Genomic DNA, 11,336 nt, shown 5'->3' with positions numbered 1-11,336 from the left:
AGTCGGCACAGACCCCCATCTTCCCAGTCAGGCTCGGACGATGCTCAGGATCTCGGTCACGAGTCCATTTACATCGTCGACGGTGGCCGCTTCGACGTTGAGGCGAAGCAGCGGTTCGGTATTGGACGCGCGCAGGTTGAACCAGCCGCCCCCGATCAGGTCGACGGTGACGCCGTCGAGGCGATCAACCGAGGCTGTGCGGTCGGCGAAGGCGGCGAGCACGGCTTCGGTGCGCTCGGCCGCGTCGGCGACGGTGGAGTTGATTTCGCCGGAGGCGGCGTACACGTCGTAGGCGGCCATCAGTTCCGACACCGTCTGCGTACCTTCGCCCAACGCGGCGAGCACATGCAGCGCGGCGAGCATGCCCGAGTCGGCACCCCAGAAATCGCGGAAGTAGTAGTGCGCGGAGTGCTCGCCACCGAAGACGGCACCGGTCGCTGCCATCTGCTGCTTGATGAACGAGTGACCGACGCGCGTGCGGACGGGCTTGCCGCCCAGCTTCTCGACCAGCTCGGGCACCGCGCGCGAGGTGATGAGGTTGTGGATCACGGTCGCGCCCGGCTCTTTGCCGAGTTCGCGTTCGGCGACAAGCGCCGTGATCGCCGACGGGGAAACCGGCTCGCCGCGCTCGTCGACGACGAAGCAGCGGTCGGCGTCGCCGTCGAAGGCGAGGCCGATGTCGGCACCGCTTTCGCGCACGAGCGCCTGCAAGTCGACCAGGTTCTTCGGGTCGAGCGGGTTGGCCTCGTGGTTGGGGAAGCTGCCGTCGAGTTCGAAGTACAGCGGGACGATCGTCGCCGCGCCCAGCGCGCCCAACACGGCGGGAACGGTGTGGCCGCCCATGCCGTTGCCAGCGTCGACCGCGATTTTGAGCGGGCGGATCTGGTCGAGGTTCACCAGTTCGCGCAGGAAGACCGCGTAATCGTCGAGCAGGTCGGTCGCCGACTCGGTACCGGCGGCACCTTCGTAAGCGGGCACACCGGTGGTGACTTCAGCGGCGATGCGGGCAAGGCCGGTGTCCTGGCCGACCGGAAGCGCGTTCGCGCGACAGAGCTTGATGCCGTTGTATCGGGCGGGATTGTGGCTCGCGGTGAACATCGCGCCGGGGCAGCCGAGCTTGCCGGAGGCGAAATAGAGCTGATCGGTTGAGGCAAGGCCGATGTGCACGACGTCAAGGCCCTGGGCTTGCACACCAGCGGCGAACGCACGCGACAGTTCGGGGGAGGATTCACGCATGTCGTGTCCGATGACCACGCGAGTGGCACCTTCTTCCCGCATCAACCGGGCGAAGGCGGCACCGACGTCGGTGACAAAGGCAGCGTCGATCTGTTCGCCCACCACCCCGCGGACGTCATAAGCCTTGATCACGGCATTCACGAGTTCGCCTGCGCGCGCGAGGGTCGTCATGAGATTCACCCTAGTAGGCCCGTGGCGAAAGTTACGGGTCGGGCAGTACACGCAGATGGCCGCGACGACCGGTCCGTGGGGCGCGCGCGGTGGCGGGACGCTCTTCACGCGGGCCGAGGCGTTCCGATTCCGCGGGCCGCCGACGCAGGCCAGCCTCACGGACCGCTTCCGCGAGCGCGGTGAGATCGTCTTCATCGGGATTGCCGGACGCGAACCCACCTTCGTGGCGAACGAGTTCCCAGCCTTTGGGGGCGGTGATGCGGCAGGCGTGGGTTTCGCACAGGTCCCAGGAATGCGGTTCGGCGACGGTGGCCAACGGGCCGACAACGGCGGTTGAATCGGAGTACACATACGTCAGCGTCGCTACGGCCGGGTTCTTGCAGCCGGGTCGACAGCAACGACGCATGGGGATCACGACGTCGAGATTAGCCCGCTCGCCGGTAAAAGTGGATACGGACACGCTGCGATAACCGCCGGTTATCGACCGAGAAGCTATTCGGGCTCGGGATCAATCAAGTCAGGATCGACGCCAAGATAGGTCGCGATCTGCTGCACAAGCACCTCACGAAGTAATTCGACCAGGTCGTCGGGATCGGCGGCGCGCAGTTCAAGTGGCTTGCGGAACAACACAACTCGCGCGCGCGTCGAAACACCGTGGCGGTCAACGCCAGCGGGGATGAGTCGCGAGAGGGGAACGGGACCGTCGGCGACGACCTCATCGGGCCAGGTGACTGAATCTGGGTGCAGCGGACGGATTTTCGGCACATCATCAACCGCGATGTCGAGTTTGGTGAGCCGATCGTGCCAGCGGGTGTCTAACGGGGCGAACGCCTCAAGCACCAACCGATCGAATTTTTGACCCCTGGTCCGCCAAGCGGGCACCGTTGGGGGAAGCATTGGTCCGCGGACGCCGCGGCCGCGACGGGTGACCGAACGAGCGGTCGGGGCGTGCGGTGAGCGCTGTCGCCGGGAACGTGCCATGGAATTGTCCTCGAGTTCTCGGGCGTTTGCCCGGAGACACCGACGTACTGCGCCTGCGTGGCTCCGGGCCTGGCCCCGAGAGTCTAACGATCGAGCATTCGCTTAACTGATACCGCGCTTGAGCCTGCGACGCTCTCGCTCGGAGAGTCCGCCCCAGATTCCGAACCTTTCATCATGTGCCAGTGCGTATTCCAAGCACTGGTCACGTACCTCGCACCCCAAGCAAATGCGCTTGGCTTCACGCGTGGAGCCGCCCTTCTCCGGGAAGAACGCCTCAGGGTCTGTTTGAGCGCAAAGCGCGCGCTCTTGCCACTGCTCTTCGATGGTTTCAAACATCTCATCGAAGCCGGTTACGACCAGACTCAGTCGAGGTTGGGTGACTTCGCTGACCACGTCCGGTTCCGACCAGCTCGTTTCAGCGCAGACAGCGTGAGCTGCGCCTGCTGTGGAATCGGTGGGCGCGACCATCGAGATTGCTTCGGTCATCGTTCCGCCTCCTCACTGTGTGTTAGCGCAGAATGATTTCTTCACAACACCGCGACGTGGTCCCGCGGACTCGAGTGAGCATGTCTTCCCCGCAAACACCCCCGCGCATTGCCTGACCGCGGTGGCCGGAACGACATGCCTGTGATTAGACACGCCGCACTTGCGCGTGGTCAACCCGCCGTCACCCTTCCGTTACACTCCCGCCCAGCCATTCGTTTTGATCTTGTTATCTCTTGTGGCTAATGATCAGCAACTTCTTTCGGGTTCGGTGCTTTAAAGGGCTTTTACCGACACCGCATAGGGTGAGTGTCGTGACAGCACAAAACGCGGCAACGGCTTCGGCGGGGCCTAAAATCGCCGTCCTCGTCGGCGGCGTCGGCGGTGCCCGATTCCTGCAAGGACTCAAGGCGCTCCTGCCCGACGATGCCGAGATCAGCGCCATCGTCAACGTGGGCGACGACGTGTGGATGCACGGCCTTCGCATCTGTCCCGACCTCGATACCTGCATGTACACCCTCGGCGGCGGCATCGACCCCGAACGCGGATGGGGGCACGCGAACGAGACGTGGAACGCCAAGGAAGAGCTCGCAGCCTACGGCGCCAAGCCCGATTGGTTCGGTTTGGGCGACCGCGACATCGCAACGCACCTGATTCGCTCGGAAATGCTGCGCGCTGGCTACCCGCTTTCGGCGGTCACTGAGGCGCTGAGCAACCGGTGGCAGCCGGGCGTGCGCCTGATCCCCGCCACCGACGATCGGTGCGAAACCCACGTGGTGATCAGCGATCCCGACAATCCTGGCGAACGTCGCGCGATCCACTTCCAAGAGTGGTGGGTGCGCTACCGCGCGGCCGTCGAAACCCACTCATTCGCGTCAATTGGGGCCGAAACCGCCACTCCCGCACCAAATGTGACCGAAATCATAGCCGAGGCTGACGCGGTGCTTCTTGCCCCGTCGAACCCCGTCGTGAGCATTGGCGCGATCCTGTCGGTCCCTGGCATACGCGGCGCGTTGCGCACAACGAAAGCCAAGGTCATCGGGCTGTCGCCGGTGATTGACGGAAAACCGTTGCGCGGCATGGCCGATGAGTGCCTTTCGGTGATTGGCGTCGAGACCAGCGCCGAAGCGGTCGGGCGACATTACGGCGCGCGTTCGGCGACCGGCATTCTCGACGGCTGGCTCGTGCACTCAACCGACACCGCCGACGTGCCCGGCGTCGAGGTGCGCGGCGTTCCGCTATTGATGACCGATCCCGACGCGACAGCCGAAATGGCGCGTGCCGCACTGGAATTGGCGGGGGTCAAGCCGTGACGGACTTAGGCGACCACGCCGCCGCCGAACTGCGCATCCTCCCGATTCAGGGGCTGCCGGAGTTTCGTCCCGGCGACGACATCGCGAAAGCAATTGCCGCACAAGCACCTTGGCTCGTCGACGGCGACGTACTCGTCGTCACGAGCAAGATCGTGTCGAAGGCCGAAGGGCGCATCGTCGCCGCGCCGACCGACCCCGAGGAACGCGACGCCGCGCGCCGCGAGCTCGTCACTGCCGAAGCCGTCCGCGTGCTCGCGCGCAAGGGCCGCACGCTCATCACCGAGAATCGCCTTGGCATCGTGCAGGCCGCATCCGGTGTCGACGGGTCCAATGTCGCCGAAGGTGAACTCGTGCTGCTGCCGGTCGACCCCGATGCGAGCGCCAAAGCGCTGCGCGCCGCGATTGCTGAACGACTCGGCGTCGACGTGGCTGTCGTCATCACCGACACGATGGGTCGCGCATGGCGCAACGGGCAGATCGACGCCGCGATCGGCTCGGCTGGCCTTCGCGTGCTGCATGACTACGCGGGCGAGGTCGACGGGCAGGGCAACGAGCTTCAGGTCACCCAGGTAGCGATTGCCGACGAACTCGCCGCCGCCGCCGACCTCGTGAAGGGCAAGCTCGGCGGACTGCCCGTCGCGGTGGTGCGCGGGCTGCAAACTGACGACGACGGCTCGACCGCAAAAGCGTTGCTGCGCGGCGGAATTGACGATCTGTTCTGGCTCGGCACCGCCGAAGCGCTTGAGCAGGGCCGCAAAGAGGCTGTGCCGCTTCGTCGTTCGGTGCGCGCGTTCCGCGACGAACCCGTCGACCCTGAGCGCATCCGCGCCGCCGTCGCGTCAGCGCTCACCGCGCCCGCGCCGCACCACACTCGACCGGTGCGTTTCGTGTGGGTGCGCAAGCCCAAGCTGCGCGCGCAGTTGCTCGCGCAGATGGCCGACGCGTGGCGTGCCGACCTGCGCGCCGACGGACTCAGCGACGAACGCATCGAAGCGCGAATCGCGCGCGGCGACATTCTCGTCAACGCGCCTGAGGTGATCATCCCGTTCTGCGTGCCCGACGGCGCGCACGATTACCCCGATGCCCGTAGGCAGGCGGCCGAGCAGACCATGTTCACGGTCGCGGTTGGTGCTGCCGTGCAAGGGCTGCTCGTTTCGCTCGCCGTCGACGGGATCGGCAGTTGCTGGATCGGGTCGACGATCTTCGCGCCCGAGGTGGCACGGGAAGTGCTGGGGCTTGACGACGAATGGATGCCGTTGGGCGCCATCGCGATTGGCTACCCCGCCGACGAACTTGCCCCGCGCACAGTGGGTTCGCCCGGTGCCGGACTGGTTGAGCTGTGAGCGCGGAATCGCTGCACGCGTCGGCGACGGATCTGCTGACCGCATGGCAGCCGACCGAAGCTGGCGATCGTGCGCTGCGCGAAGCGATGCTCGCGTTCCTCGGTTCCGCGCCGAAGGGCTGTCTGCGTGAACACGCGCCCGGCCACATCACCGCGTCGTCGATCGTGTTTTCCCACGACCGGTCCGAAGTGCTGCTGACGCTTCATCCCCGCGTTGGTCGGTGGATCCAGCTCGGCGGGCACTGCGAGGCAACCGACGCGACCGTCGCCGACGCCGCGTTGCGCGAGGCGCGCGAAGAGTCGGGCATCGCTGACCTGGTGCTCACGCCAGGGTTGTACGGCGCGCAAGCACACCCGATCACCTGCTCGCTTGGTGTGCCGACACGGCATCTCGACCTGCTGTTCGAAGTGGTCGCACCCGAGGGCGCGGTACCGGTGCGCAGTGCCGAGTCGACGGATTTGCGCTGGTGGCCAGTCGATGCGCTACCGGTCGACGCGGATGTCGCGCTCGTGCGGTAAGGCCCCTATACGGCGGTATGGACACCGCCGGAAAAGTATCTGCGACGGCCGTTCCCAGGTAGGGGCGGCCGTCGCTGTTTGTTACCGGTCGTTCCACCTAGGTCGCGACTTTACAAATCTCGAAATTTGTCTAGACGAGGGGCAGAAAACAGGCATATCGTCTGAAACAGCGAGTAACGCACATCACAAGTGTGAGATGTGCCTCACCACCTGGGAGACGATGATGTCGGCCGAAACCAACCCAGCCAAGCCACCGGATAGCGCGGCGGCAGCGATCGAGCCCGTGTGGCGCGATTCCAAGCGTTACCTCTGGTTGTGGGGCCTGTTCGCCCCAACCGGGGTCTTCACGATCGCGATCCCGTTGATGATCGGCCTCAACGCGCTCGGCTGGCATCGCCTCGCCGAAGTGCCGTTCTGGCTCGGGCCTGTTCTTGTCTACATCGTCATCCCGCTCGCCGACCTGTTCTTCGGTCCCGACGGCAACAATCCGCCCGACGAAGTGATGGAGTACCTGGAAAACGACAAGTACTACCGGTACCTCACGTATCTGTATCTGCCGTTCCAGTACGCGTCGCTGATTTTCGCGTGCTACATCATCGCCGCGCCGAACCTGCACTGGCTCGGCTTCGAAGGTGGCGCGAATGTCATTGACAAGATTGGTATTTCGATCAGCGTCGGCATGATCGGCGGCATCGGCATCAACACCGCGCACGAGCTCGGGCACAAGAAGGTCAGCCTTGAGCGGTGGCTCGCCCGCATCGCGCTCGCGCAGACCTTCTACGGGCACTTCTACATCGAGCACAATCGCGGTCACCACGTTCGCGTCGCGACGCCAGAAGACCCGGCATCAGCTCGACTCGGGGAAAGTTTCTGGGCATTCCTGCCGCGCACGGTGTGGGGGAGCCTGCGCTCGGCATGGCATTTGGAGGCCGAGCGGTTGCGTCGCCTCGATCGCGGACCGTGGACGCTGAACAACGACGTGCTCAACGCATGGGCGATGACGGTGGTGCTGTGGCTTGGCCTCATCGCGTTCTTCGGTCCACAGGTGTTGCCGTACTTGATCTTGCAAGCGGTCGTCGGCGCGAGCCTGCTCGAATCGGTGAATTACCTTGAGCACTACGGACTCGTGCGTAACAAGACCGCGAGCGGGCGCTACGAGCGGCCAGCGCCGGAACACAGCTGGAACAGCGACCACATCGTCACCAACATCTTCCTCTACCACCTGCAGCGCCACAGCGACCATCACGCGTACCCAACGCGGCGCTATCAAACGCTGCGCAGTTGGGACGGTGCGCCCAACCTGCCAAGCGGCTACGCCTCGATGATCTTGATTGGCTACTTCCCGCCGATCTGGCGTCGCATCATGGACAAGCGCGTCCTCGCCCACTACGGCGGCGACGTGACCAAAGCCAACATCCAGCCAGCGAAACGGGCAAAAGTGTTGGCGCAGTACGGATCGGAGGCCGACCAGTGAGTGCGTACAAATGTCCCGTCTGTGATTATGTCTACGACGAAGCACGCGGCGCGCCCCGGGAAGGATTTCCCCCTGGGACGGCCTGGGCGGCGGTCCCTGACGATTGGTGCTGTCCGGATTGCGGCGTGCGGGAAAAGGTCGATTTTGAAGGGCTAGGAGTCTCGCAGTGAACGATTACCGGCTGTACCAGTGCATTCAGTGTGGCTTCGAATATGACGAAGCCAAGGGCTGGCCCGAAGACAACATCGCGCCTGGTACGCGCTGGGACGACATTCCCGATCACTGGACGTGCCCCGACTGTGGCGCGGCCAAAGCCGATTTCTTCATGGTCGAAATCGAACGTTCGTGAGTGTGGCGGGTAATCCCCGCACCACGGGTCGCCTCCCGTATCAGGAGGCGGCTCGCGAACTGCTGCGCAGCACTGTCTTAGATGCGATGCGCGATCTGCTCACCGAGCGTGACTGGTCCAAGATCACGCTCGGCGACGTTGCGACTCAGGCCGGGGTGAGTCGCCAAACCCTTTACAACGAGTTCGGTTCGCGCGCTGGGCTTTCGCAGGCGTACGCGTTGCGCCTTGCCGATCAGCTCGTTGACCACGTCGCTGACGCGGTCGCCAGCAATGTTGGCGACGCCGCGACGGCCGTTCGCGTCGGCATGACCGACTTCTTCGTTTCGGCGTCACTCGACCCGCTTGTCCAGTCCTTGCTCGCTGGTGAGATGAAGCCGGACCTGCTTCGCCTGATTACCCTCGACGCCGGGCCTTTGCTTGTACATGCAACTACCCGGCTGGCGCAGGTTTTCGTCGACAGTTGGGTCGACGCGACTCCCGCCGAAGCTGACATCCTCGCGCACGCGCTAGTGCGCATCGCGCTGAGTTACATCCCGAATCCGCCGGTTGCCGAACGGGACGCGCCAGCCGAGATGAGCGCGTTGCTGAGCCCGTATATCGACCTGATTGTCAGTCGCGGTGACGGAGTTCACGCAGGCGGTTAGGCGGCTCTAATTCGCCACAGTGTAACCATGGCCACGTTTACGGACGTAACCCTGTGTAACGTGCGCGCGGTCTGCCAGTATTCACACCAGTCGGTGGTTGGTCTTTTTATAGCGGAGTTGGTGTGCAAACGGTTGGCAAACCGGGGGGGTTTCGTGATCCCAAACGGTATCTCTGGGCTCTTGGCCTGATCGCTCCAGCCTGCGCGCTGTTGCCCTCCCAACTCGTTTATCGCACGGGCGCACCGGTGTTTTGGTGGATCGGCCCGGTCATTGTGTTGATCGCGATCCCAGTGCTCGACTGGATTGTTGGTGATGATGGCAACAATCCGCGCGAAGAGGACTACGCCGCCCTGTCGGCCGACCGGTACTACCGCTGGTGCACCTACCTGTTTCTGCCCATCCAATTCCTGAGTTTGGGCATCGCCTGCTTCATGTGGGCGGGCAGTGAACTGACCTTCATCGACAAGCTTGGGCTGGCGACCACGGTTGGTTTCGTCAGCGGCATTGGCATCAACGCCGCGCATGAACTCGGGCATCGCGTCGAGAGTGCTGAGCGGTTGCTGTCGAAGATCGCGCTCGCGCAGTCGGCGTACGGCCACTTCTTCGTCGAGCACAATCGCGGTCATCACGCACGGGTGGCCACTCCCGAAGACCCGGCGAGCGCGCGGCTCGGTGAATCGCTCTGGCAGTTCTTGCCGCGCAGCATCATCGGCGGATTCCGCTCGGCGATCGAACTCGAACGCGCCCGGCTTGCCCGTCAAGAGCGACCGTGGCTGACCTGGCACAACAACATTTTGCAAGCATGGGCGATGACGGTCGTGCTTTTCGGTTCGCTCATGATCGCGTTTGGTCCGTCGATCCTGCCGTGGTTGCTTTTGCAGGCAGTTATCGGTTTTGGGCTGCTTGAGACCGTGAACTACGTCGAGCACTACGGGCTGTTGCGCGCACGCAAACCCAATGGTCGGTACGAACGTTGCTCGCCACGTGACAGCTGGAATTCCGACCGTTTGGTCACCAATATCTTCCTGTTCCACCTACAGCGGCACAGCGACCATCACGCCAATCCTGGTCGCCGGTACCAAACCTTGCGCAGTTCCGAAGAGTCGCCACAACTGCCCGCCGGCTACGCGACGATGCTGCTGCTTGCCGCCGTGCCACCGCTGTGGCGTGCGGTGATGGACCCGCGCGTGCTCGCCCACTACATCGGCGACCTGTCGCTGGCGAATGTCGCACCGGCCAAACGACAACGGCTGCTGGCCCGATACCGCGCGGCAGCCTAGGTTTCTAGCGGTAGCCTTGGGTACGTGACGACCTCTGAAGCACCCGCACGCACCGAACTCAAAGCCGACGTTCGCAACGGCATCGACTACAAGGTGGCCGACCTCGCGCTGGCCGATTTCGGTCGGAAGGAAATCCGGCTGGCCGAGCACGAAATGCCGGGTCTGATGGCACTTCGCCGCGAATACCACGATGTACAGCCGCTCAAGGGCGCGCGGATCTCCGGCTCGCTGCACATGACCGTGCAGACCGCTGTGTTGATCGAAACCCTTGTCGCGCTTGGTGCCGAGGTGCGCTGGGCGTCGTGCAACATTTTCTCCACCCAGGACCACGCGGCCGCCGCGATCGTCGTCGGCCCGAACGGCACCGTCGACGAGCCAAAGGGCACCCCGGTTTTTGCTTGGAAGGGCGAGACGCTGGAGGAGTACTGGTGGGCCGCTGAGCAGATGCTCACTTGGCCGGGCGAGCCCGCCAACATGATTCTTGACGACGGTGGCGACGCGACCATGCTCGTGCTGCGCGGCGCGCAGTTCGAAAAGGCTGGCGTTGTTCCGCCCGAGGACGACGACCACTCGGCCGAGTACAAGGTGTTTTTGAACCTGCTGCGCGAGTCGCTTGAGGCCGACAAGAACAAGTGGTCGACCATCGCCGACTCGGTACAGGGCGTCACCGAAGAGACCACGACCGGTGTGCTTCGCCTCTACCAGTTCGCCGCCGCGGGCGAGTTGGTTTTCCCGGCGATCAACGTCAACGACTCGGTCACCAAGTCGAAGTTCGACAACAAGTACGGCACCCGTCACTCGCTCATCGACGGCATCAACCGTGGCACCGACGTGCTCATCGGTGGCAAAAAGGTGCTGATCTGCGGTTACGGCGACGTCGGCAAAGGCTGCGCGGAGTCGCTGGCTGGTCAGGGCGCGCGCGTGCAGGTCACCGAGATCGACCCCATCAACGCGCTGCAGGCACTGATGGACGGCTTCGACGTTGTCACCGTTGAGCAGGCGATCGGCGATGCCGACATCGTCATCACCTCAACCGGCAACAAGGACATCATCACCCTCGATCACATGAAGGCGATGAAGGAACAGGCCATCCTCGGCAACATCGGCCACTTCGACAACGAGATCGACATGGCCGCGCTTGAGCGTTCGGGCGCGACGCGCCTTGAGATCAAGCCGCAGGTCGACCTGTGGACGTTCCCCGACACCGGCCGTTCGTTCATCGTGCTGTCGGAAGGTCGTCTGCTCAACCTCGGCAACGCGACCGGCCACCCGTCGTTCGTGATGAGCAACAGCTTCTCGAACCAGGTCATCGCGCAGATCGAGCTGTGGACCAAGCCCGAGCAGTACGACAACGAGGTCTACCGCCTCCCGAAGCACCTCGACGAGAAGGTCGCCAAGATCCACGTTGAGGCCCTCGGCGGCACGCTCACCAAGCTGAGCAAGGACCAGGCTGAATACATCGGCGTCGACGTGGAAGGCCCGTACAAGCCGGAGCACTACCGCTACTAGGTCGTGAAGTGACGAAACGGGTCCGGCGAGTACCG

13 protein-coding genes are annotated in these 11,336 nt (G+C 64.0%); 9 read left to right on the top strand and 4 right to left on the bottom strand.

The features are described 5' to 3' along the window. Positions 1-27 precede the first annotated feature (27 nt). The 4 genes from IEX78_RS08655 to IEX78_RS08640 all read right to left on the bottom strand — a co-directional run bounded on the left by IEX78_RS08655 (position 28) and on the right by IEX78_RS08640 (position 2,724). Positions 28-1,407, bottom strand: a complete 1,380-nt coding sequence (locus IEX78_RS08655; protein ID WP_188828404.1) for a phosphomannomutase/phosphoglucomutase — start codon at positions 1,405-1,407, stop codon at positions 28-30. 31 nt (positions 1,408-1,438) lie between these two features. Further along, positions 1,439-1,813: a DUF3499 domain-containing protein gene (locus IEX78_RS08650; RefSeq protein WP_188829467.1), complete on the bottom strand. Its 375-nt coding sequence runs from the start codon at positions 1,811-1,813 to the stop codon at positions 1,439-1,441. Positions 1,814-1,899: 86 nt separating this feature from the next. After that, positions 1,900-2,388: a metallopeptidase family protein gene (locus IEX78_RS08645; protein ID WP_194518598.1), complete on the bottom strand. Its 489-nt coding sequence runs from the start codon at positions 2,386-2,388 to the stop codon at positions 1,900-1,902. Between the two features lie 102 nt (positions 2,389-2,490). Further along, positions 2,491-2,724, bottom strand: coding sequence for a WhiB family transcriptional regulator (locus IEX78_RS08640; protein ID WP_188829465.1), 234 nt, complete (start codon positions 2,722-2,724; stop codon positions 2,491-2,493). Between the two features lie 461 nt (positions 2,725-3,185). On the opposite strand from IEX78_RS08640, the gene cofD reads away from it, so the two are divergent. The 9 genes from cofD (at position 3,186) to ahcY (ending at position 11,301) form a co-directional block, all read left to right on the top strand. After that, positions 3,186-4,184, top strand: coding sequence for a 2-phospho-L-lactate transferase (gene cofD, locus IEX78_RS08635; protein ID WP_229683818.1), 999 nt, complete (start codon positions 3,186-3,188; stop codon positions 4,182-4,184). Continuing rightward, positions 4,181-5,527, top strand: a complete 1,347-nt coding sequence (locus tag IEX78_RS08630; RefSeq protein ID WP_188828403.1) for a coenzyme F420-0:L-glutamate ligase — start codon at positions 4,181-4,183, stop codon at positions 5,525-5,527. Before cofD ends, IEX78_RS08630 begins: the two co-directional genes overlap by 4 nt. Beyond that, entirely contained in the window at positions 5,524-6,045 is a 522-nt protein-coding gene (locus tag IEX78_RS08625; RefSeq protein WP_188828402.1) for an NUDIX hydrolase, read from the top strand. Before IEX78_RS08630 ends, IEX78_RS08625 begins: the two co-directional genes overlap by 4 nt. Before the next feature lie 223 nt (positions 6,046-6,268). Further along, positions 6,269-7,519: an alkane 1-monooxygenase gene (locus IEX78_RS08620; protein WP_229683975.1), complete on the top strand. Its 1,251-nt coding sequence runs from the start codon at positions 6,269-6,271 to the stop codon at positions 7,517-7,519. After that, positions 7,516-7,689: a rubredoxin gene (locus tag IEX78_RS08615; protein ID WP_188828400.1), complete on the top strand. Its 174-nt coding sequence runs from the start codon at positions 7,516-7,518 to the stop codon at positions 7,687-7,689. Before IEX78_RS08620 ends, IEX78_RS08615 begins: the two co-directional genes overlap by 4 nt. Continuing rightward, the gene (locus tag IEX78_RS08610) at positions 7,686-7,868 is read left to right on the top strand and encodes a rubredoxin (RefSeq protein ID WP_188828399.1); all 183 of its coding nucleotides are present in this window, start codon (positions 7,686-7,688) and stop codon (positions 7,866-7,868) included. Before IEX78_RS08615 ends, IEX78_RS08610 begins: the two co-directional genes overlap by 4 nt. After that, positions 7,865-8,512: a TetR/AcrR family transcriptional regulator gene (locus tag IEX78_RS08605; protein ID WP_229683817.1), complete on the top strand. Its 648-nt coding sequence runs from the start codon at positions 7,865-7,867 to the stop codon at positions 8,510-8,512. Before IEX78_RS08610 ends, IEX78_RS08605 begins: the two co-directional genes overlap by 4 nt. Positions 8,513-8,634: 122 nt before the next feature. Next, complete coding sequence (locus IEX78_RS08600; RefSeq protein WP_188828398.1) at positions 8,635-9,792, top strand: alkane 1-monooxygenase; 1,158 nt, start codon at positions 8,635-8,637, stop codon at positions 9,790-9,792. A 24-nt stretch (positions 9,793-9,816) separates the two neighbouring features. Then, on the top strand, positions 9,817-11,301 hold the full coding sequence (gene ahcY, locus IEX78_RS08595; RefSeq protein WP_188828397.1) for an adenosylhomocysteinase: 1,485 nt from the start codon (positions 9,817-9,819) through the stop codon (positions 11,299-11,301). The last annotated feature ends 35 nt before the right edge of the window (positions 11,302-11,336 follow it).

It is taken from the genome of Nocardia camponoti (assembly GCF_014646135.1).
Lineage (GTDB): Bacteria > Actinomycetota > Actinomycetes > Mycobacteriales > Mycobacteriaceae > Nocardia > Nocardia camponoti.
The sequence above is the reverse complement of the archived record's forward strand: the minus strand, read 5'-3'. Positions and strand labels throughout refer to the sequence as shown.

Bases quoted from the DNA above. Each gene is read 5' to 3' on its own strand.
- IEX78_RS08645 (WP_194518598.1), bottom strand. From the start codon at position 2,388: ATGGCACGTTCCCGGCGACAGCGCTCACCGCACGCCCCGACCGCTCGT.
- IEX78_RS08650 (WP_188829467.1), bottom strand. From the start codon at position 1,813: ATGCGTCGTTGCTGTCGACCCGGCTGCAAGAACCCGGCCGTAGCGACG.
- IEX78_RS08620 (WP_229683975.1), top strand. From the start codon at position 6,269: ATGTCGGCCGAAACCAACCCAGCCAAGCCACCGGATAGCGCGGCGGCA.
- IEX78_RS08655 (WP_188828404.1), bottom strand. From the start codon at position 1,407: ATGACGACCCTCGCGCGCGCAGGCGAACTCGTGAATGCCGTGATCAAG.
- IEX78_RS08640 (WP_188829465.1), bottom strand. From the start codon at position 2,724: ATGTTTGAAACCATCGAAGAGCAGTGGCAAGAGCGCGCGCTTTGCGCT.